The 25203-nt window shown below is 39.6% G+C and carries 6 protein-coding genes; all 6 read left to right on the forward strand.

The genetic code is table 11. From position 1 onward, the window contains the following. Positions 1 to 160 precede the first annotated feature (160 nt). Positions 161 to 9955, forward strand: coding sequence for a hypothetical protein (locus WC222_03620; GenBank protein MFA6915459.1), 9795 nt, complete (start codon positions 161 to 163; stop codon positions 9953 to 9955). 305 nt (positions 9956 to 10260) lie between these two features. Then, positions 10261 to 11199, forward strand: coding sequence for a succinate dehydrogenase (locus WC222_03625; GenBank protein ID MFA6915460.1), 939 nt, complete (start codon positions 10261 to 10263; stop codon positions 11197 to 11199). A 5-nt stretch (positions 11200 to 11204) separates the two neighbouring features. Beyond that, entirely contained in the window at positions 11205 to 13097 is a 1893-nt protein-coding gene (gene sdhA / locus WC222_03630; GenBank protein MFA6915461.1) for a succinate dehydrogenase flavoprotein subunit, read from the forward strand. A gap of 10 nt (positions 13098 to 13107) precedes the next feature. Beyond that, a complete protein-coding gene (gene sdhB / locus WC222_03635) occupies positions 13108 to 13890 on the forward strand; it encodes a succinate dehydrogenase iron-sulfur subunit (protein ID MFA6915462.1) in 783 nt (260 codons plus the stop codon). Positions 13891 to 14089: 199 nt separating this feature from the next. Next, on the forward strand, positions 14090 to 15583 hold the full coding sequence (locus WC222_03640) for a glycosyltransferase family 39 protein (GenBank protein MFA6915463.1): 1494 nt from the start codon (positions 14090 to 14092) through the stop codon (positions 15581 to 15583). A gap of 20 nt (positions 15584 to 15603) precedes the next feature. Then, on the forward strand, positions 15604 to 24987 hold the full coding sequence (locus WC222_03645) for a hypothetical protein (protein MFA6915464.1): 9384 nt from the start codon (positions 15604 to 15606) through the stop codon (positions 24985 to 24987). The last annotated feature ends 216 nt before the right edge of the window (positions 24988 to 25203 follow it).

Genomic DNA, 25203 nt, shown 5'->3' on the forward strand with positions numbered 1-25203 from the left:
ACTATTATTATATATAAACTGTAATTTAGTAGTTTTATTTAAGTTAATAAATATATTTAAAATTAATAATATGTAATTTCAGTGAAATAATGCTTTGTATCTTAATAAGATCTTAAAAAATATTTAATATTATAACATAATATATTATACTTTTCCAGTTATGACTTTTAGAATTGTTGAATTAAATTCAAGTTACAAGATTTTACCGTCCTTGCCGCAAAGTGATTTGTCGGTCGTGGAAAATCTTGTATTAAAAAAAGCATACGAAATACAGGAAGCACAGCTTTCGTCAAATAAGCATCTTGATGAAAATTCATGGTTAAATCATGGCCATCCATTAAAACAAGTGGATGTGGAGATTAGCTGGGACTTATTTGCCCTGTTTGCAGGGGATGCCTTTATTGGTGAAGTTCCGATCGGTAGAGTGGACAACGCCTATCAAGCAGCAAAATATATCAGTGAGATACTTAAGGCACAATCCCAGAATTTAGCAGGGTTGGAGCTTTCCACTTTAGAACTCCTAAATCTTGAAACTTATTCAAGAGAATTAGATTCAATAATGGAGATTATCGAAAAATATAATCATTTACGGCGTGTTCTTGCAAGAGAAGGCATCACAGAAAATGAGCGTACTGAGAACATTAAAATTACAGCCTCTGCTCTGCTGGAAAAATTTAAACAAGCGAGAAGCGGATGGCTTCCCTTTGGGTGGGTTAACTCGACAACACAATCACATTTTTTATTAGCGAGGATTGAAGATGATCGTTTTACTTTCATCACGATGGGGGCGGGGAGCAGCTTTCACAATCCTATCATTGATTTTAGAGAAAATAGAGTTAGGGATGCTAAAATAGTCGATCCTATCGATCAAGATTATCGTTTTCAATGCTTCAAGACGCTAGCAAATGTCAATGAAGAAGCGCTTTATAGTATGGAGTTTTTTGAAACCCTGCTTGAGCTAAATACACGCCACGCATGGGATAGGAATTTTCATGCAGATGAGCATAACATTTTCGAAGGCATCCCGAAGCTTTTAGGCGGCATTTTTCTAGAGCCATTGTCTCAGGAGAAATATCCTGATTTGTATGTGAAGAATTCTCGCGGGCCAACATGCACCGGCAAAGTGCTGATGAGGGGCATGCATTTGCATTTTACAAAGCTATTCAGTGAAGGCAATCCTGAAATCAACCTTGGAACTGAATTTTACAAACTGCAAAAGCTCCTTATTCATTCTCATTTATTAGTTTCAATTTGCATGAAGCATTTAAGAAATGGGTCATTTGAAAGGTTGACTTACATCAATGCAAAGTTTATCGGGGACATCGTAAACAATCTAAGGGATGAGCAAAAAAAGCTTTATCTACGAGGAAAGGAAGAAAACAGTTTTTTTGTCGGTTTAACGGCCACATTAAATGATATTGATGCCCGTTTGAAGCAATATGAAAATGAGATATTGGATATTCAGCGTAAGATTGTTATGACGCCTGCATCCCCTGCAATAGAAAACTCCGTAGAGCAAAAAAACTTAATCACATTTCCGGCTTTAGAAATAAGCACATACTCAAATGTTTCCAGGGTTAAGTGTTCTTATGTAACATCAGAAATAGACGAGGTGCAGAGTAACCTCAGCCCTCTCATAGGGATAAGTTTTACTACCCTTGGTGATTTAGAAAAACTATTCAAAGCCATCTCTACATTATATGTTACATTTACAGATACAGCGTCGAAGCTGAATCAAGATCTTGAAGCACTAAACTATGAAGACAGACAGGCCTGGTTAAAGCTTACAAGGGATGTCTACCTAGAATTGATTGTAAATTTACCCTCGGTTGTAAGTATTCAGGGGGGAGAAGCTTCCAAAAACTTCTGGGAACATATTTCACCCGACCAATGCCCTGTTATTTTCCAGAATATTTATTCTCTCATGCGCACAATACTGCAGTTTGATAGTAGGATTATTAATCCACATCATCAGCATGATGCAAAAGGTTTAATAGCAATTAATAGCTGTTTAGCAATTCTGGATGTATTAGCTAGATTAGATCCTGAAAATAGATTAGAAGGCGCTCCAGGAATTGCTGTACAATCATTTTTAAGTGATATTAAAGCTGCTGACTTCTTAGTGATGAATGAAAGATGGCATAACAAACTCAAAGAACTTGTTTACTATTTTACACAGGATGAAAGTCAACGGAAGCTTTCCATAAATAGTGAAAAGTGGAGTGTGTGGAATTTAGATTTTACTGAATGGTTAATGAAGGCAGAACAGGTAAACTCCGTTGAAGCAGCTCAGAAAGAGCTAGGGTCACTTTTTGCAGTCGGCCTTCCAGCAAATGAAAATGGATCGCCCATTATTGATGAGAATTTATTATTGCCTAGTAAAGTATTGTGGTGGGGAGGAAAGCTTCAAGACGACAGCCTGTATAAAGATCCCACCCTAATTTTCTATAGACGTTTTCTATCGCAAGGAGGAGATGCTGAGCACTCTTTGCTGCATCAGATAGCTCACATTGTTCAAGAAAGCCCTGATAGCACAGATAGATTGTTGCCGAAGCAAGTCCATGATTTGCGCCAAGCTTGCTGGTTAGCTCAGTTGTATGCACGGCCTAATGCACTTTCAAGAAATGTCATGCTAAGCAGGGCAGTTCAAAAAAATATCCATCTAAAATTAGTTGAAAAGACGAGTGTACCTCTATGTTATGAAATAGAGTCTTATCTAGATGATGTTTTGTTGTCTCCCTCCACAGCTGTTGCAGGAAAATATTTAGTCGATTCAATTAGAGAAGACCAGTTTGCAGTACGCCATAAATTTAAAGAATTGGTGAACAAGCGGTCGTCGTCCAATGAAATCATTTATACGTCCACAGCAATTGAAGACTTAGATTTAGATCTTGTTAAAGCAGTGCGTTTTTGTGCATGCAACGGCTATGACAATTTGAATAGTGCAATTAAATTGGCTGAAAGCCGTTTGGATTTATTGAGGCAAGGGGCATTTAGAGATTGGATTCGTAGAGAACTATTTAGAGCGGGAAGGCTGCCTACACAGTTAAAAAATATCCCTTTATATGGCAATGAACTAAAGGAGTTTTTCAATAAAGCGCTTATTGAATGTAAGGAAGTAGGCGATTGGATCTCTTGGTTTAGCATTGCCTATTGGATGGTAGAACTTCAGGTCTATTACGATTCTACCCGGTGGGGTGGTGGGGATTTTCCGGATGTCCGTACTGAGCTGTTGGCTAACTTAAAAAACCATAAACTCAGCTTGAGGCTATTTCTAAAAAACGCGCAAGTATTATTGGTATTAAATAAGCCTAAATATATTAGAGAAGGATTCACCAAGGCCTTTTTAGAGACTGTTACAGAAGAATATTTTATATTAAAAATTGTGCAGGCGTTAGGTGCAGAGAAAGAAGTTAATTCCGAAGTTAATTCTGAGTTACGAGCAGAGGCGGAGGCTTTTTCGTCGCATATCCAAGGGCCTTGCATAGAGTTCTTTAAAAATGCCGGTATGGAATACCGCGATGCGCTCTTAAACAGGCTCCTCCTCATCAGTAAGGTTGAGATTACAAATAGCTCTTGGTCCGGAGAATATCCCGCTTATAATAATGGCAAGAATACTATAGACCTTAGTACCGGTGAAATCTCAGAAAATAGTGGAGAAATCAAAAGTGACCTCCCGGAATGGGTCAAAAGTGAAAACTCATTCATTGAAGTGACTGGCGGAAAGTACAAATCGATTCATCGTGACTCTTTTAACAATTTCATCATTTATCCTCATGAGATAATGGTAAAAATTAATAACCGTCAGATCACTTATGTATCCCAAAAAGAAGATGACCGATCGCGTACTGTAAATATTCCCTTTGAAATAAGAGAGCTTTTGCCCGCTTATTTCACTCAGGATGCAATTTGTTGGTTATATGAAGGAGAAAGCCCTCGTATTGTCATCAAAAGGCAGCAACAGATTATTCTAAGTGTTAAATTAGAAAAATGGGAAAAGCCGGCTGATTGTAGTAAAGGTCATATTGAAGAGCTGGAAAAACAGGTAAAGTTAGAATTTAGGAAAGTCCAATCTGTAGAAGGATTGGGAAAATGGCAAAAATTGACACGTCAGTCGAGTATTTTAAAAAGAGCTTTAAATGCGGACAAGGATGAGCCATTTTATCATATTAGGGAAGTAATACGTCCGGATGGCAAGATATACGTCATGCCTCAAAGCCTGCCAGCATTAATATCCCTCCTGGCGATTTTCGAACCTAAAATGGAAAAAATAGTTTGTTGGAAGAATCCCGATTCAAATTCCATTGCAGAGGTTGAGATAGAAAGTATCGGTATACGCTTTCATGTGATTGATGGCACGGATAAGTTGTATTTTCACGGAACTAATACCTATCATCTATGCATAGAGAAAGAGATTCCTCAGCTTCCTGTGGGGATGCATTACCTTGTTTTGAAAGAAGGAAATTCTTATAGGGTTAAGCTGCCGTTAGTCATTCTCCACAAGAGCATCAAGTCAGATGGCGGTTTGCAGAAGATTGAAGTACGGCAACAGCTTTCAACGATTGATGCCTGGATAGATCTTGAGCTTAGTAGGGGAGTACTGCAAGGACGTACAACAGAGCAAAAGCTGTATCTCATCTATCTTCAAGCGATATCTAATGCCTACGAAGAAGCACTTGATGGGCTGAACCAGCTACTGCCACTTAAAAATTTCAGCGAGAACGAGCTGAAAATAATTTTGTGGGTGCAGAACCTCCTTAAATCTAATATTAAACGATGTCATCCACAGGCTTTAGTTTTACTTATCCGACTCATATTACTCCAAAGAAGGGATGCCTATAAATTCAAGGTCAATCCCCTAACCTTTATTTCTGCTGTAGAAGTTGCAGGCATCTATAAAACCTATCTTAAGATGCAAAGCAACTTATTAGAACATAAACTAAGGGTATCAGAGGAAAAAGCATTCCTTAAGTTTCTTCAGGAGTTGATGGAGAATGAAAATAGCACTTCTAATGCAAAAGCAGGGAGCTTACAAGATCCTAATGAGAGAGTGCATTATAAGTTTACAGATTTGTTATGGGATCAATTGGGATGGACGCGTTCCGTCAGCCTGAATGAATACCAATTGTTTAATGATTTTAAAAGGCGCTGGCTTTACTTAAATGGTCATGAAGTCGAAGTAGGAGCGCAAGTTCCTACCAAGCTACCCGAACTGATGCTGGATTTCAATAAAGATTCCAAGAAAAATATTTCTTCTTTCCAACTAGCCGAGGTATTACAGACAGGTTCCCGCTATACCGCTAAAGGAGGCGCCTTATCCTATTACATCTACTCCAGTGACAAGATGTTTAAGGACAATTTTCTCTATTTTTATCGGGTAATATTGATGGGAGAAGCAGGAGAGAAAAAGCGCCTTGAAACTCTCTTAAAAGTTAATACCCATTTGAAATATTATCCTGAAGGATCTCCTTATCGTAACCTGCTTTATGCTTTGATGCAATCCAATGCTACCCTCCCTAATGTGGAAAGTATATTTAGGGTGTTGGATTCGACATTGAAGGATGCTGCAAAATTTCAAAGCCTGAAAGGAATAGCAGAGAAAATATTATTGGCGGGTAAGGTAAAATTCAAGCTCTGGAAAGAAATAAGCAAGTTTGTAGACACCTTAGTGATATTGGGTGGGACTTGGATTACAAGCCAGTTGGAATCCACTGTCAAGCCTTCGGAGAATACTTTCCCCCCTGCAGTCAGTCAGGTAAGCCTGAACTGGAAAACGAAAAATCTTAATGATGTAGAAAAGTATTTTAAGAAAGTATGTGAAAATTTATTAGAACAATATTTTGACCGGAACTTTTTTGAAGAGCCTGTACAGCCTCTTTTTGATCCAAGCACAGTCAAAGACCTAGCATTGAAAGCTAGGATCGAAGCCTTGAACAATGAAATCAAGCTTTACCGTGCAGAAGTAGGAAGAACTCCAAGCTTCACTTTCAAATCCGAACAGGACGTCGACGAGTGCAAAGACGCTATTGAAAAGATTTGCATCCGATTAAAAAGTCTTCTCCAGACCCAAGCGGTGATTATCCTCTGGAAAGCTAATCAGACTAAACAACGCAGTGATAAATCGAATTTATTCGATAGGAATTACGGTACAGGGAGACGGATCAAAGTAACTTGGAACGATCTTCAAGTCCTTTTTGATCGCAATGACCCCGCTTTTTTTCAACAACTCACCTATTTGAATTTGAGCCAAGCTGCCAAACTCATGGAAGAATATGCTTTGCTTCTAGTTAATATTCGTCATCTCTCCAGATTAGAAGTGTGTTTAAATTTTCTAAGGCTTGCCAAGGTTCCCGGGGAGTCCATGGAAGTTATAAAGGTCCTTCACTCTCAAGTAGGGGATGTTTTAGCTGCCCCCTGTCTTTATACACATTCAGTTGAAAATCGTGATTTGCTTCTGGTCGAAGCTTCTCAAGGAAGTTTTTTAAGGGTTATTTTTGGAGAGACCTCGCAGTTGACGTTAATAGAAGCTGCCGGAGCATCCTCATCCAGGGATATAAGTATAAAATCCCAAACAGGCTCCGGAAAATCCGACTATTTGAGCAAGCTTATTGCGCGAAGGGCGATGGAGAAAGGACTTGTCATCCAAACTGTGCCTGATACTCATGAAATGGTTAGCTCTCTGCAAACACAAAAGCTATTGAATTCCTATTTTGGAAGGAAAACAGACCGTTTTGAGTTTGATGCGGGTAGAATAATCAATCCCCATTCGGTTCAATTTGATTATGATGAGTTTGTAGAGCATTTGGCTAACGGGACAATGCCAAATATGACACATTACTCCCAACAGATGTTTGAAGTGTATTTTATCTGGACAGCCTTAAAAGCAAGTAAATCCATTCCCAGTGCAAATACGAAGGCAATCCTTGCAGGATTTATCAAACAATTGCGCTTATGGTCTCAAAGTACAAACATCATTGATGAACCTGACAGGCAAACACCTTTAGATATGGTAATCATTGCGTATGGCACACCGCAAAGAATTTCTGATGAGCATGTAGAGCTTATCGATTGTGTGGTTGAGGCTTTAATTGATCCCCAAATGGGGCCTTTGGTAAAGATCCAGCAAAATCAGCACCCTATGCTTCATGAGTCTGATTTCCAAAATATCGTTATTCCTTATGTCGTCGAATTTGTGCTGAACAGACTGAATATCGAACCCGAATTTGCGGATGAATTCAGAGGTTTTGTTACAGGTAAAAGGAAGAGTCCGGCCTGGCTGGCGACACATCCGCAGAAGGAAAGCATTTACCTATTGTATGGATTATTGACAGAGCAACTGGGTTCTGCCCTTGAAGGATATGTCGATAATGATTACGGCTTATACAAATTGCATTTTAATACTAAGAAATTTGCCGGCCCCTATTTGACGACAAATACACCTAAAGAAAAAGATACGGGTCCTTCACAATATTTTAATTATGATTCCACCTTCTTACGCACTTTAATTACTTATCTGGTCAACGGGCTGGATGTGGACCAGACGATAAAAACATTCTCTATACTCAAAGAGTCTGTAGCTAAAGCCTTGGCGGAAGGGAAAACAACGGAAGATATAAAAGATTATAATAATATCAAAGAATTGATAGGCAATCCGGACTTGAAATTAGCGGATTTAACGGAGCAGGATGTCCGAGAATTACATCCCTTAGTACGCCTTAATCCATTTTTTATCCGTACATATGTCAAAGTACTTGTAGCTGAACAGATTTCCTTCTTTAACCAGATGATCATTTCAACGCCGTCAAATCACCGCAGTATGTTTAAGAAGACAATAGGATTTACTGCAACGCCTCTTCCAATAATTCAACAAGGGCCAAAAGCAGAAATCTTTGAAGTGGAAGGTATTGAAGGGGGTTCCACCCATCTTATGTTGAAATGGGGCGCAGATCCGGAAGGGATAAAGATTGTTCCGGACGGTTCTCCTCAAGAGCTAAGTAAGGTAACGTGTGCCATCGTCAACAATGATCCTAAGGCCCGACAGATTATCGATGCGGGTGGGCAATTTAAAGGGTTGAAGAACGTGGATATTGCCAATGAGTTGGCAAGCAATGGCCAAAAGTGCGAATCCATTATCTTCTTCAACGAAAGTTCGCAAGTTTTTGAGTTAAAAGATGTCCGTACCCAGGCCGTTTTGCATATCGGGGAAGATATATTAGATCCTGAGAAATATCTTGTGTATTTAGATAGAGCCCGTTCCTTTGCAACTAATATAGAGCTTGTTTTAGATGCTATTACATATGTTTTGCTTGATTTTAAGATGACTAAAGATGCTCTAGATCAGGCTCAAGGACGTACATTTAGGGATAAGCCTCACCAGAGAAAAAGCAAGCTCCTATTGCAATATTCTCAAGCTAAAATCATATTCGGCCAGCCCGACATAAAAAATATCTACGAGTTGTTAATTTATTTTATGCAGAATCAGCAGGATAAAAGATTCTACCTGAACTATCTTTCGCAAAAACAGCTTCTGGAAAACCTCTTACGCAGGCCGTTGATTTGCCTAATGCTAGGAGCTAAGCCTGAACAATTAGCTAAAGGCGTTCTCGAATTTGAAGACGATGTGGATGTTTCTAAAACTCTCTCCTTAGCTAGAGCTTTTGAAAAAGTTCTTGTCACAACAGTCTCCGGCAAAGCAGAAGATACGTATGGAAAATTTATCGACCTCATTCCTGCTTTAAGGGAATTGGTAAGCGATAAAGAAGCTGTCCAAAAGAAATTAATGACATTAAAAGCTGTTCCGGCAGATTTGAAAGCACATATCAACCAGAATGTTGAAGAATTGGCAGACAGCTGGAAAATACCGTCTATAGGAAGACAGTTGGAGGGATATGTTAAAGGTTCACAAGAGATTGGTACCGAGCTAAAAGCGCATGAAGAGTTCCATCAAGAAAGCAAAATGGTAAAACAGGATGTCGTTTTAGAAAAACACATTCTAAGGAATGCTACGCAGTGGGATCCTAATTTTAACTACCATACCTTAGGTTGGGAACGCCCCCTAAAGCTGCAAGGAATTGCGATTACGATTGAAAAATATGCTTCAAGATTGTTTGAAGATTGGCTTCAATCCTTAGATAAATTTGACGCTTGGTTGAAAGCTAAAGAAAACCTGTCCACTTTCCATAAATTTGTCTTTAAACCTCTTAGAGTCTTGCCTATCATTGCATACGCATTTACGATGTTGGGTTTGCTTTTCGGTCAGCTTGCTTCCTACGCTCTAGGACAAAATCAGCTGTTGGCAACGCGAATCTTCCGTCAAAAAGATATTTTAGAAAACTATATTGAAGAAAAATATAATCCGATCCTGAAAAATAAGAATTCTAATCTTTTAGTGACGAACAATTTCATGCGGCAGTATCCGGTGGTTTGGGGTGAAAGAAGGCAGCTGCCTAGGAGCGATGAGGATAAACCTTTACAGATAGCCCTGGTTATTTATGACGAAACCACCTTTTATGGGAATCGTATTCAGACCATTCTCTTAAGTCCTGAAGAGGCAGAGTTTTTCCAGAACTATCTGATGAAGCACCAGGTCTCCGGACAGGAATATAAAAAGCGCTCGCTTTGCCTTTACGACATAAGAAATAACCGCATTAGCTGTTCGGGAAAATTCCGTTTGAGTGTTGAAATGCTGCATAACCATTCGGATTTCAATGATCAGATTTTAGATGCAAAGCTTGACTATGGTATTACTAAGTTCACCGAGGATGAAAAGACCCGTATCGCGAATTTATCCTCGGTGATTTCTGATGAGCCCCCCAGGGAACCTATCTCACACTATGCTGAATCTAATATGCTTAAAGAATACCTTGTTGATTTCGTCCACAAGAATTGTCCTAAGAAACAGCAGGAGATCTCGGAGCTTTTTAAAAAAATACCTAGGGTATTGCAACAGTTATAGGTTTTTGGGTATACTAGGGGTAGAAGTTATATCTTTGTCCGCTGGTTTGGAGAACTGGAATCATAGCCAATCGACGATAATTATTTTTTTTGGTGGCCACGACGCGTTTCTTCCTGTGGGTTGAAATGGAAACGGCCTGTTTATACAAAAAATGTTGATAGTGCTCATTCCACCTTTCCGGCGGCTTTTTTCTACCCCTGATGACGTCCTATTCAGGAATTCTTTTGCATTTCTTGATTCTTGTGTCTTTCTATTAATCTTTCTACTTGGTATTAATTTTTTTATATATAGTTTACCGAGTGATTATGTCTCTGCTTCCTTCCGATTTTGTATGGCGAAAATTGCACTCTCTTGCAGGAATCTTTCTTGTCTTATATGTAATTTTCCACCTTGTGACAAATTCCCAGGCTGCGCTTTGGCTGGGAGAAGATGGTAAAGGATTTATCCATGATGTACAGTTTATTCATAACCTCCCTTATCTGATCCTTGTAGAAATCCTACTCTTAGGTGTTCCATTCGCTATCCATATGGGATGGGGGGTTGTTTACGCTTATCAAGCCAGGATAAATTCCTATTCTACAGATGGCAGTACACCTTCCCTGTCGGAATACCCCCGCAACCACGCATTTACTTGGCAAAGAATTACCTCATGGATTCTGCTTTTTGCGATTATTGGCCATGTCGTCCATATGCGGATTTATAATTATCCGGCCTCCGCATTAAAGGGTGATCAAAAATATTTTGTGCAGCGGGTAAGCGATGATCCGGGCTTGTACACCGTGGCAGAACGTTTAGGGGTTAAAGTATTAAATGCAGAACAAGTAGCTGCGCAGATACCCGCACCCCAAGTCAACATACCCCAAGATACTCCCCCCGAAGCAGCAATCCTGTTGCGTGAACAAGCCGCACGCCAGCAAGTTGCCTGGGAAGAGGCCCTTCACCAATGGCCCCTGCATTCCGGCCAATCTCTCATCATCGCAAAAGATTTTGGGACGGCAACCTTATTTATGATCAGGGACACTTTTAAAGATCCCTTAATGGCGGTGCTGTATAGCATATTTGTCGTCGCCACTTGCTTTCACACCTTTAATGGCTTATGGACGGCATTGATCACATGGGGCATCACCCTTAATCCTCCTATCCAACAAATCTCAAGATATTTTTCCGTCGCATTAATGCTATTAATCATGGCTTTAGGGCTTGCTGCAGTATGGGGAACTTATTGGCTGAACTTAAGGATTTAAGCACTATGGCACCAAACCATCATAAGGAAGTCATTGTTGTCGGAGGTGGACTTGCAGGTCTTTCTGCTGCAATGAAATTAGCTGAATTAGGCTGCAAAGTAAAGATCGTCTCCGTTACCAAAGTCAAGCGTTCTCATTCTGTTTGTGCGCAAGGAGGAATCAATGCGGCTATCAATAGTAAAGGTGAGAAGGATTCTCCTTTAATCCATGCCTATGACACCATTAAAGGAGGGGATTTCCTTGCCGATCAGCCGCCAATACTAGAGATGTGCTTAGCTGGACCTGCTATCATACGTATGCTGGATCGTTTTGGATGTCCATTTAACCGTACCAAGGAAGGTAAGCTTGACTTCCGAAGATTTGGAGGCACTCTATACAATCGCACAGCCTTTTGCGGAGCTTCTACAGGCCAGCAATTACTTTATGCCTTAGATGAACAAGTTCGCAGATATGAAGTGAAAGGATTAGTCGAGAAATTTGAACATCACGAATTCATGCGTCTAGCCTTAGATAGCCAAGGCGTAGCGCGAGGCATCGTGATGATGGACTTATTTAACTTAAATCTGGAAGTTCTAAAAGCCGATGCTGTCATCATTGCTACGGGCGGTCCCGGGCTGATATTCAAAAAATCCACGAATTCCACATTCTGTACGGGGGCAGCCAATGGACGCCTCTATATGCAGGGCATGGCGTATGCCAATGGAGAATTCATTCAGATACATCCAACAGCCATTCCAGGAGAAGATAAGCTCCGGCTGATGTCGGAATCGGCCAGAGGGGAAGGAGGACGCATATGGGTGTGGGGAGATTCTTCTAAGTTTATTGTAGCACCTTCCGGTCAGACTATTCCTTGCGGCAAAACCGGTGAGCCTTGGTATTTTCTTGAGGAAATGTACCCTGCCTTCGGCAATCTTGTGCCCCGTGACATAGCTGCTAGGGAAATATTGCGTATTTGTGAACTAGGAATGGGTATCGAAGGTAAAATGCAGGTATATCTGGATGTTTCCCATCTGCCGGAAGCGACCCAGCATAAGTTGGATTCTATTTTAGAAATCTATAAGAAGTTTACAGGCGAAGATCCTAGAAAAGTACCGATGAGAATATTCCCTGCAGTCCACTATTCCATGGGGGGCGCTTGGGTAGATTGGCCTGCCATAGAAGATCCTGACCGTTGGGAGCGCTACAGACAGATGACTAATATTCCGGGTTGTTTTTGCGCAGGGGAAGCGGATTTCCAATTCCACGGAGCGAATAGGCTGGGAGCTAATTCCCTATTGTCATGTATTTTTGGCGGATTAGTGGCAGGAGGCGAAGTCCCTCGCTATATCAAAAGTTTACATAAATCTTGGAGAGATCTTTCTGAAGGCGAATTCAATGCATCCCTGCAGGAAGAGGAAAGCTTTAAAAAAGATTTGCTGAGCCGCGATGGCAATGAAAACGTTCACCGGCTCCATAATGAGTTGGCAGAGTGGATGGTAGCTAATGTCACCGTCAAGCGTGATAATAAGGACCTAGAACGTACTCTATATAAGATCAAAGAACTGCGCGAAAGATATAAGTCGATTAAGTTAGATGACAAATCTACACTGCTTAATCAGACATATACATTTGCAAACCAATTTCGTTACATGCTTGAGTTATCCCTGGTGATTACTAAAGGGGCGTTGTTAAGAAATGAATTCAGGGGAGCCCATTTCAAACCTGAATTTCCAAAACGCGATGATGAGAATTGGTTGAAAACAACACTAGCGCACTATAGTCCCGATGAGCCGGTGATTACTTACAAGCCTGTAGACACCCGTCATTTCTCACAGTTCATTCACCGGGACTACACCACAGAACATAAAGAAGTTCCCGAAGTGCAAAATTTACCTAGGGATATTCCACTGCCCATATAAGAGAAAAATAATGAGCGAGCAAGAGAACAAAACCTTTATATTAAAAATCTATCGTGGAACTCCCGGAAACCAATATTGGGAGGAGTTTGAACTTTTGCTCCAAGAAGGGATGAATATCATCTCGGCCCTCATGGAAATCCAACTTAATCCTGTCACAAGTAATGGCAAGAAAGTATCGCCTATTTCCTGGGAACAAGGTTGTTTGGAAGAAGTCTGCGGATCTTGCTCTATGCTTATCAATGGTAAACCCCGCCAAGCTTGTACCGCATTGATTGGATCTCTCATTCAGGAAAAGGGGAGTACTACTATCACTCTAGCGCCCTTTACAAAGTTCCCTCTAATACGGGATTTGGTTGTGAACCGGGACAGTATGTTTGATAATTTGAAGAAGGTCCATGCTTGGGTAGATGCTGAAGGATTGTATGATAGGGGATTTGGTCCTGAAATTAGCCCTGCGAAACAAGAAGTAATGTACGAGCTCTCTACTTGCATGACGTGCGGTTGCTGTGTGGAGGCGTGTCCCCAAGTTAGCTCCAAATCCAAGTTTGTGGGTCCTCAAATTATTTCACAGGTAAGACTGTTCGATATGCACCCTATAGGAAAGCAGTTGAAGCCGCAGCGCATGCAAGAAATGATGGCACCTGAAGGGATAAATGCTTGTGGAAATGCGCAGAACTGTGTCCGCGTTTGCCCTAAAAAAATTCCACTTACAGATTCAATAGCGGAAGTTTACCGCGACGTTACTCTCTTTGCTCTCAAAAAGCTGTTTAGCCTCCCTGGAAGAGACGAGTAGAAAAAATAGACTATTTGCTTTGTCTCATTGAAATGCAACTGCATATGCAATAAGAATATTGTAAGGCAGTTTTAAAAAGTATAGCATCAATAGCCCTTCTAATGAATTATTTGTCCTTGATCCTTCAACCGAATGGTTGAAATCAACACAATTTACTGTATACTTTTGCGTTATCTGCAACTTTTACAAATAAAACTTCATGTCACGTTATAGCTGCATTCTTATTGGAATTATTCTAATTAAAACCTTAGCTTTTGGCTTGTACATTTCGCAAGGTTATGTGGGCCTTGGACCTGATGAAGCGCAATATTGGACATGGAGCCGCCATATAGACTGGGGTTATTATAGCAAACCGCCTGGCATTGCGCTTCAGATTGCAGCAGGCACAGCTATTTTTGGCGATACGGAATTAGGTGTACGTTTCGGATCTTTGGTATTAGCAGCATGCATTCCGCTAACAATATATGCGTTGACATTCATGGGGGGCTTAAGCAGGATTATTGCCTTTTGGGCAGCTTTAGCTTTTGCATTCAGCCCGCTAGGGATGATGTCGTCCCTTTTAGCTATTACTGATGTAGGAATGGCCTTATCGTGGGTTCTAGCTGCATATTGGATGATAAGATGCCTACGTCAAAATGCAGAAGTAAATTATATTATCCCGGGATTACTTATTGCTTGCGGGGCTATTTTCAAGTGGCCCGTCTACTTTTTCTGGACTGCTGTAGCATTAGGGATGTTATTTTTGCCTGCATTGAGAAGCCGGACAGTCATTTATGGTTTTCTAATATCTCTTTTAGGATTGGTTCCGGTGCTTATCTGGAATATTCAACATGATTGGGTGACATTCAGGCATGTAGGTGTGACAATAGCCGGGGGGCACGGAGCAGAGTTGGGAACTACTTTATTGATGAAAGGAAATGTATTGGAGTTTCTCGGTGCTCAAATGCTTCTTGTTTCGCCCATCTTATTTATTCTAATGCTTTGTGGATGGGTTTATGTCTATCGACACCGGAAAGTAGAGATACCCTTGCTGCTTCGGTGGGGCGCACTTACATCATCAGCATTTGTTGCAGCATTTACAGCCGCTGCCTGCCTGCAAAAAATTCAAGGAAATTGGTGTGTATTTGCCTATCTAATAGTTTTTCCTTTGATTGTATGGATAAGCCTTAAGTGGGCGCGCATCGGGATCATTTTTTCTCTCTTATTGTGCGTACTATTACTATCAGTACCCTTTCTGCAGGATAATGGAATAGGTTTGGGATTGCGTTGGAGTCCTTTTAAGCATAACATGGGCTGGGGTAAACTCAGCCCCGGCCTTTTACAAAAAGGGTATAATCCTGCAAAAGATTTTCTTTTTGGCGAGTCGTACCAAACAACAAGTCTTTTAAGCTTCTATGGACCGGAACAAAAGAAAGCCTATTTTCTTAATCTAGAGGGTGCACGTCATAATCAGTTTGACATATGGCCAGGGATGAAGGAAGAGCAGCTTGGAAAGACAGGATATTTTGTCCAAGTTGTGTATAAATCGCCGGAAGACTGTGATATAAATAAGCTGAAACAACTCCAAGAGTATTTTAAAAAAATTGAATGCCTAGGCCTCTATCCGCTGCTATCTTCAGAGGCCAAATTTATCCGCATATGGCGTTGCGAGGAATATAACGGTACAATCCCCCTTCAGAACACTAAATATTAACTTCTATAGAGATCTCCCTTATGTGCGGAATTATTGACGCAGTAAAGCATTATTTTTTTCCTATTAACGATATTACCCTTACAAAGATCAATACTACCATAGAAGACTTGGAGAGCAATGTCGAGACTCCTGAAAACCAGGAGAAGTTCATTGCTGAATATTCTCTTTTGCGTAAAGAAATTCCCTTTGAGTTGCCCACAGATAAATCAGATTTTGAAATGATCCGCCTGCTAGCAATATCATTTCAAAAAGATAATTTAAACACTGTTATAGAGGCGCGTTGTTCTCAATTTCTTGAGGAATTTCAACATGTGGATTTATTTGAAAAATATGAACAGGAATATTTAGCTCTACAAGAGATACCAGAGCAACATTCCAATGTTGAAGATTTAAAAGAGGACCACATTAAACGTCTTGCAGAGCGTTATGAGGAGTTTAGCAAGGATAAGCCTTTATGGATATATATGGGCCCTAACGTTTTTGTGAAGCTAGATTTAGCGTCGGGCAGTTTGATTCTTTTTAACAATAACCAGAAGGAACAAAAATATAATCCCGGAATATGCGGATTATATTCTTCAAATGTATGTGATAAGTCGGGAGATAAAAGACGAAAATATACTTTATATCGCTTTGACCCCAAAAAAATCCCTGAGGATAAATCTCTTTTTGTAGCACTTTCAAGAATGGCTGTACAAGATGAGAAAATAATATACTTTCAGGATAGAGTCTTACCTTATGCAGACCTTTCATACGTGCCCAGCTACGATTATCATTTCCAAGAAAGATATGAGGTGCAGCAGGAAAACCCATTACAGTCACTGCTTCACTATTCAGTCATGGGTTCTTTTAAAGGGGATATTCCTGAGGGTGCAAAGGAGGATACTGTCTTTAGAAAATTCATCTTTTATTTCCAGCTGTATAAGATCATTTCCGAAATAAACAAATCTGTCTCTCCAGATATTTTGAGAGAACTTATTGGAGAAATGGAGATTTTAATTACTCAGATGGATTCTCTACTGCGTCTCGGCTGCCTGCAGGAAGATGAATTAAAGTGTTTAAAAGCAACTTATCTTGATTTGTTAAAAAGGCATGAAGTTTGCAAGCATAAGTCTGATATACATAAGGATAATATCCAGATTTGCCGTGAGGTAGGAGTACTTCCGGAGGCGCCAAAACATTCTCCCATTATAAGTACATCATCCCGTTCAATATCACGCATTGATCCTACAATCCATGGTGTCAAAGAAGGTGCTGATGAGGAATGCTTTTCCCCACGGTCATTGGGAACAATACGGGCGCTTGAGCGGGTTAAAGGCCACCGGTTCGAAGATAATTCAAACAGTGAATTAGAAAATATTGCGGAAATTTTTAGTGACTCTGCAGATACCTTCAAGATCCGCTTTAGTCTGGTACTTAACAGTAATAATGAAATTATTGAGCATAAAGAAGACCGTTCAAAAATCAGTGTAGAACAACAAACTGAGCATACCTTTGTTTTAAAAGAAAGTTTCAAAAAGCTTATCGTTCTTTTACCTATTCCTACAGATGAGCCCGATAATTTTTGGAATACCATCGATAATCCCGCTGCCTATTTAAACACTTTAGATAAGCTGAGTGCCTCGTTGCATAAACTTTTTGAAGCTTACGACGAAGGGATTATCTTTGAAGGGATGATTCTGAATTATCATATCTTAGCTTGTATAGACCACTTATGCCGAAAAAATACCAAAGCACACCTTGATTCATTTAAAGTCTATCACTACGAATATATTAAGCTTTTATCTAACCCTCAATGCGTTTTAGATAGTCCAGTAGTACAGGAAAAGGCTTTTAAAATCGCACAATATTTCGATCCATCCTACCAGCTACATAAAATCGTTTCAGGTGCGGGATGGTCTTGGGAGGAATGTGCGGATAGTGTTCAAAAAAGCGCATTTGCCCTCCTGTCTGTAAACGTCACAAATACATTCTTCAAGAAGACGACAACAGTCAAGCCACTCCTTTGGGAAACCGGTAGTAATGCCGGTGACTGCCGTGACAAGATGGGGCAGACGTATGCTTATTATAAACAGTTTATTGACGATAAAGAAATCAATGCAGTATGGGCTGCGTTAGGCGATGCTGCTCCAAAAACTGAAGGCGAAAAAATCCTATGGATTGCGGCTGATAGCTTAAAGGAAACATCTTTGCTGCCAATGGAGACGGCTTATTTGCAAAGAGCTGTGGTTCGTTCCATTGCACTTAACTACATTTCGGAGTCTAGTAAATACAAAAATGCATCGATAATACCTATTATCTTACCTTTTGGAGATAATCAAACGTTGGACTATTCAAAACTCCACGTTCAAGTAGATTCTCCATCATCTTTAGAGGATATCGATACAAATATTGATTTGGTGAAGGCTGAAGAATGGCGCAAGCAACAAATTCTCTTTGGTTTTTCTAATCTACAGTTAGAGGGCAAAGCACCCTTATGGAGAATGGAGAAAAACTTATTTAAAGCATCAGGCAAAGCCCCCCTCACCGCTCCAAGTCAAAATAAGATTATTAAAGATCCTACGCTATATCCCTACATTGAGCATATACAGCTGTGGTGCAATCCCTTTGATAGTATCAACCGATGGATCAATCATCTGTTTAGAAATAACGCCCTTTTAGAAGACCGGAATAAGCGGAACGAGTTTTTTGATGCCCTATTCCAATTTGGGAGATTGAAACTCCAACTATTATGCCAGCCAGCCTTCATCCATAGATTAAAAGCCTGGATGCAAAATTCGCTCTTCTTTGCCCTTTCTCATGGTAATTATGAACTTGTTAAAGACTTATGTTTGAATTTTGCGAAACTTTTAAAATTTATCAACCATCTTTCTGTAGAAGGAACTGAGCTTTTTACGGATATGAACACTTGGCTGAAAAAGGACGTCCTTCCTTTATGCAGCACACCTAAAGATAGATATTGGCTCCATCTGAATTTATTAAAAATTCAGATATCAGGCGGCGTTTTAAATAAAGTTGAAGAGTTTGTTATTAGCGCTGCCATCGTTCTTTTCACAAAGAAATATGTCAGTTTAGAAGACCAAAGCGGAGTAAGAGAAATAGCCGGCCGTTTCCAATCCATGATCAGCATAAAGCATAGGGAATTTGGCTTGACTATCTTTAAAGCTGTAGCAGAGATTTATGACCTTCCTATAGGCACTCATGTTATCACCACGGCAAAAAAAATTTCCTGCGGCGGGTATGAGCTGAATTTAGATACGTTTCAAGTAAAACTTAATGGCCTCCCGCTGTGTCATCGTATCCCCGAACAATTTCTAAATCTCAAAGCGTTCAAGCATTACTACGGAATGGAATTAAATCGGTTTATCCATGAAGACTATTATAAGGATTATGATGTCTTGTTAGAGGATAACTATTATGTATTAGTGCCTAAGTCAAAAAATGACAATTTGGAAACTTACTTTATAGGCTTTTATCCCCTGACTGCAAAATCTACCGAGCTTGTACCTGTTATAGAAAAGGTTTTCGAAGGAAAGAGGTATGTCCTTACAAATAGGAATGATCTAAAGCATTTCACGCCCGACCATCTATGGTTTGTTGAAGGACAGGACACACTTTGGCAGGAAAAAAAGGGTTTAAATATTCTTATTGAAAAGGCCAAAGGAGAAAAAATATCTATTCAGTGTTCCAAGGATGTAGAAAAGCCTGTTTTACTTAGGCCAACTGAAATTATTTTTAATGGAAGATTATTATTAAGCGCAAATCAGGTAAGTCCAAACCTAGTAAATCTTCTTAAGAAGTTCCATAGAGTTCCTGCAATCCAGTTCTGGTGCAACCCTGAAACCAAGGTATTGAAATCCATTAAATTACCGGAATGCAATTTAAGTTTTACTGTGGACGATCAACATAGAATTTGTTGTGATCAATATCACGGATATTTTCTGGCAGATGCTTTGACCCCCGGAAAACTTCCACTAGACCATTCTCGATCCCTGATATTAGTCAATCATAACAATCAAATTAAACAGCTTATTATTCAACACAGCCAGGGTTCAATAATATGTGAGTATGATTATGAGAATTATGAGGAGAAAAATCCTGTTCCTAAAGGAACATATTCAAGCTTGATCCTAATAAAAGACTATGTTGAGAGGGGACTATATGAAGAAGCTTCCACACTTATCAGTAACTTATCGGGCTTGTTTAAGCTTAAGTATGTTGAAACTAACCTCATTGGAAAAATTCTCGCAAGGCTTAAAAAGGAAGGAGAATGTCCTAAAGCTAGTGCTTTAGTGCTGAAATTAAGCCTTTATGAATATGAACAAAAAAGTTTGCATACGAATAAACCTGTCGATGCTGAAGTATTGCTTAATGGATATATATCTTTCATAGCATATCGTGCGGAGTGTTTGGATTGCGACCTTACAGAAAGGGAAGAGAAGCTCCTTTTAGATATCCTTATCACTTATTATGATGATAAATTAGAGCAACGCATCAAACCTTCCATAGCAGCCTATTGGACTTACTACATTGAAGGACGTCGTCGAGAGCATTTCAAGCAACGTTTGGCTTGCATCGAAGGGAAAAATTCTGTAACTCATATTATTCCTCTCTTACGAGAAGGCCCACAAACGACCATTCCTGATATTCCTGTTTCTTCATTGATCGCCAACCTTAAAGAACTTTCAAAAAAGTTAAAGAAAGAAATCGATGATCAAAAACGTCTCAAGATCCAATGGAAGCAGCCTCAAACCATAGCTGAAGAATTAGAACACTTATCTTTGGTTTTCGAGATCAAACGCCCTATTTCTAGCTCGATTCCCCCTTCTTTAACACATCTACATACCTATTTCTTTATATACTATAAGTTCCTTTGCGAGGACGCCACTGAGGAAGAAAGGAAAAACTTTGCTAAGGCTCTATTGTTAGTTAATGATACCACCGGAATTATTTTCACACTTCGAAAAGTATGCTTATCACCTCATGGTAGGATTAGCTTAGCTTCGTTACTTGAAATTTATCGTCAATCAGATCATTCAGGACCTTCATTTTGGAAATGGGTAGGAGCCTCTTGCAAAGGTTTGGAGCTGTATATGAAAATGTGGGGAATAGTGCGCTTCCAGTGGATTCGCCATACAGCCTCTCATATATTCTCTAGCATTAATAAAATTTATCAATTTTCCACTGTATATTTTAAAGCTTATTCACAGCCCAATCTTATCAAAGATAAATGCTCATTTACGTTCCAAGCGATAGATTGTAGCGCCATTGACCAGGAATTTAATGAAGGGAATAGCGCTATATCGAAAAAATATTTTGAATTCATTGACGGAACATACAACGAGTTGCATCAGGACTCTTTAAATAGTGCTTGCGAGGATTTGGAAACACATATTCAGAAAAATAACCGCTTTTTAAACCAAGAACTTCAAAGGCTTGTTTTTCTCACCAATACTCCCCACGGTAAAGGATATATGGATGAGTTAATGCGGCACGTTCAAAGAAAGCATCTGGATGCAAAAAAACTATTTACTGCCTTTGCAAATGCTACTGATAGTGCTTTGATGGCTCTTACAACATATAAAGATAAAGCTGAATTTACTAAGTTTCTGATGTGTTTGAATGTTCATTACCAGAAAATAAATAGGATCCAACAACTGGAAAGAGCTCTTCTACAGTTGAAAAATGCACAGAATGCTGCAGGGAACGTAAGAGTAAAGTTGCTGCAAGAAGCATGCAACATACTAAATTCACAGCCGGCCTATGTAAGATCCACACACATTGAAAGCAGGATCAAACTAGCGCAAGAAATTCAATTGGGATTTTTTGTAAATGAGCGTCAATCTAAGCTTTTAAATGATGCCATGGCAAATGCAGACAAAGGTGTAATAATCAAAGCACCCCCTGGATTTGGTAAAAGCTCTTTCATCCGCAATGCTATCAATTTATTAACTTCCTTAGCAGGAAAAACTGCTGTCAATATAATGCCTGCAATGCAAGAACCTACCCTTGCAAGGCAACTAGAAGAGTTCATGGCTCCTTTAGGCAAACGGGTAGTGCGTACTAATATCTCTAGGGATTCCGAGTTTTCAATTCAACGTTTAGAGCAGATCCTCCGTTGTTTAAAGGATCCCGGCAATGTATTGAATGTTTCATCCCCTGCAACATATCAATGGATGGAAGTCCATATGAAACTACATTGCCATCGCTTAACCAAAATGAACCCCTCTTTTATCCCTCCTGATGAATTGAAGAAACTACAGCTATATTTGTGTGTTCTACGCGAATTGAAGGTCAACTCAAAAGCTATATTTGAGGAAGCCCAAGTCGTTTTGAAACGAGAGAATAAGGTTGTAGCAAGCTTGGTAGGTAACTGTAACTACAACCCGCGCTATGCCAAAATTTCCCGCCAGATGATGAATAGCATTATGGAGATGCCGCAATATGCCGCTATTATTTTAGCTAATGCGCAGGAACAGATTCCAGGCGATAGTGAGAAAATGGAAGAGATAAAAAAACACGTTGCAGAACATTTCTTCACTAGATGGAAAATTGCTCCGGAGGATAAGGACAAATTCATTGATTTTATATTAATTGAAAACAACGATCAGAAATTTGACGAAGCTTTCCAGTGGGCTAAAGCTAGAATGCACGACCGTGACAGGCTCGCCTATTTGAAGGGCATATTAAATGTGGCATTTCCGCAAGCTTGTAAAGAGCGCATTAATACTATCGGTGGATATTGTCTATCTAAGTTAAAACCTGACCTTAAAGTCCCTATTCCATGTATACAAAAAGAAAATCCCTCTGAGCACACGAAAGGACCTGCCAATTATCATCCTGACGTGGCCTTGATGAGAGCTTTTTTCTTCTATTTGGCATCTAACTTAACTCTAAAAGATGCGAATCAATACATTGAACAGATGTATAAAAACGCCGAAACTCAAGCCAATGGAAATATCTCTCTAGATAATACTTTGGCTGGAAAGGAATTCAAATGCCTGATTAGAAGATTGGAGCTATCTGAAGATAAATATTGCCTAAGCTCTATGCAAGGCAGAAAGAAGCTTGAAATTGCTGAGCGCATGAGAAATTCGGTATATGCCATTAATCTTTTTGTACAAAATCTGGTTGCCCCTCAAATTGAATTCTATAATCAGACGATAGAGTCCAGTACGGTTAACCTGCAGGATATGTTTGACTCTACCGTAGCCTTAAGCGCTAATCCTCCCTCAAAGGAAGCTTATGGAATAGATTCTGTTTTACTTGAAGATGACATGGTCCAAGAAGAAATGGAAGACCTGCTTTTAAATAAAACAAGCCTAGATGGGCAAGGGGGAACAGCAAGGGTGCAAGTCCTGGAAGCCTTAACTTCTGAAGCTGTTTTATTAGAATGCGCAAGTAAAATAGCATCCAGCAGATCTGCTGCAATTGTTGAAGCAACGCCTATTTTCAATAAGAGTGTGAATGCACATTTAGCAGCGACCTTTGGTGGTTTTATTGAACCTTTCAATACTTTTGAAGGTGTGTTATTTTGCGATGAAAGCGATAAGCAATATAAAGTCTATGATATCAAGTCCAAAACAGTTCAGCTCTTAACAAGCGAACATAAGCAGGAACAGCTATTTAAACTTTACACTGAAGCAGAGGCGTTTAATACAGACTGGTTCAGTATTGCCACGGGACTGTTTGAAGTAGTGATAGGGCCTAAAACCCGTTGGGAAGATGCTGCACAAGCTGCAGGAAGGGCGCGTTTAAGCCGGATATTGCAGTCATTCAGTATTGTCATGCAAAGAGAGTTGAGAAACAAGTTTCCGGAAAATGTCACTTCAAATGATATCGTCAAATTCCTAAAAAGAAATACAAAACTTTTTATTAAACTGAACACATTTATTAGCTTTAAAGACCAAATCGATAATACACCGCATAGATTTTTGCTGAATACAATGATGGGTTTGGGAAAAAATAGAAAGCTTTGGAAGAAAGAGTGTGAGGCTTTGCCCAATCCTCTAAAAGCTTTAGAACTATTCCGTAGTAATCAAGTGGCATTCATTAGACGCAATAGCGTAGAGCCCTGGGAAATGTATTCTTTATTTAAAACCAACCGTAAACCGGTAGATCAATTGAATGGTTTTATTGAACAAGATTTACAGCTTGTGAATGGTTTAAATGGAATAGGCTACTGGGATAGAAAACATCTTAGGAATGACGTGGATAAATTTTCCCAGAGGTTAAAGGGTGAAGCCGGCGCTAAGATTCCTTTACCTGAATCTGTGGATGGATTTGAGGATAGTATAAATTGTCATGTAGAGGTTTTACGTATCCCACAAGATGAGAGGCAGGTGCTTAAGGTCAAAGATATTCAATTTGTACGCCAAGAATATCAAACAGATATCTATCCGACATCTATAGATAAATTTATCAGCAGCGGATATAGGCCTTCAAAACTTCGACATACTATTTATAATATTGTTGTTTATGCCAAAAACCATTTTTCTGTTTTGGCTTATACCACAGCACAATATATTCCTTTTATTTTCATGGGGGGATTTAGTATTTTTGCAGGGAGCTTTCTCCTTGCAAATACAGTGTTGGCCACAAATATTGCCTTGGCTTCTCTTATAGCAATGATTACTGCTATAGGGACTAACTTTATTTTCTATTGCGCTACGTTTTCGTTCCACTTAGCAGAATTGGCCGTCACCAAGGTGAATGTTACCTATGATACACACTATCTCCGCGATGTTATCGGTATGAATTTAAGCAGCCAATCCAAAGATGTTATCAATGCTTATGCAAATAGCAACGTCATGGTGACAAATAATAAATTCAAACTTTGGACAGGAAATAGTGATAACACTTCTCAAGTGCCTTTTATGCCCGATGCAAAGTCGCTATTACAAGTCATGGTCATCTACCACAAACAAACCGGGGATTTTGAATTAATAGATATAGATGCAGAAGATAGCAGACAGATCTATGAAATGTTAATCGAAGACAATCTGAATACCTCTGATGAAGAAGCGAAAAACCGCAGCTTTCAAGCAGCAATTTATGACGTTAGAGCTGAATTTGCTGCTCTAAAAACACCCCCTGAAGCCTGTTTTGTTGCGACAACTAAGGGAGGTATTAATTCCAAGGAACTATTAAAGCATCAAGTTTTTCACCAAGAAATGGATCTTCTCAAACTAGCTAATGGCTATACTCATTTTACAGAACCCCAAAACCAGGCTTTAATAGTCTTGGCGGATAGAGTAGGCAGTGATGCTGTAAGCAATTTTAAAACTTTGGAAAACTTTTTTGTGAATGAAGCGCTTTTGCATAGGCCGGAACGAGATACATATGTTCAGCTGGAGGTGGCGAAATATTTGAATCCTTATGCAAAAATGAATGCACAGCGGAAGTAGGTGCCTTATTTAGAATAAAGAGTAGGCAAGGGGATTATTCAGGGATATTAGCTAGAGAAATTGACTGTTATTATCCTGCTCCGGTTCATAGATGGGGGGGGCACAGGTTACGTATGCAACTCAATCAGATTCAATTAGTTATCTAGTTATTTTGTGTAGTTAATATTTTACAGTTGTTGTTAGTTATTAATCTTTAATTCAATTAGTAATTATTCT

This window comes from Parachlamydiales bacterium (assembly GCA_041671045.1).
Taxonomy (GTDB): domain Bacteria; phylum Chlamydiota; class Chlamydiia; order Chlamydiales; family JABDDJ01; genus JABDDJ01.

Bases quoted from the DNA above. Each gene is read 5' to 3' on its own strand.
- WC222_03625 (MFA6915460.1), top strand. From the start codon at position 10,261: ATGTCTCTGCTTCCTTCCGATTTTGTATGGCGAAAATTGCACTCTCTT.
- WC222_03645 (MFA6915464.1), top strand. From the start codon at position 15,604: ATGTGCGGAATTATTGACGCAGTAAAGCATTATTTTTTTCCTATTAAC.
- sdhB (MFA6915462.1), top strand. From the start codon at position 13,108: ATGAGCGAGCAAGAGAACAAAACCTTTATATTAAAAATCTATCGTGGA.
- WC222_03620 (MFA6915459.1), top strand. From the start codon at position 161: ATGACTTTTAGAATTGTTGAATTAAATTCAAGTTACAAGATTTTACCG.
- sdhA (MFA6915461.1), top strand. From the start codon at position 11,205: ATGGCACCAAACCATCATAAGGAAGTCATTGTTGTCGGAGGTGGACTT.
- WC222_03640 (MFA6915463.1), top strand. From the start codon at position 14,090: ATGTCACGTTATAGCTGCATTCTTATTGGAATTATTCTAATTAAAACC.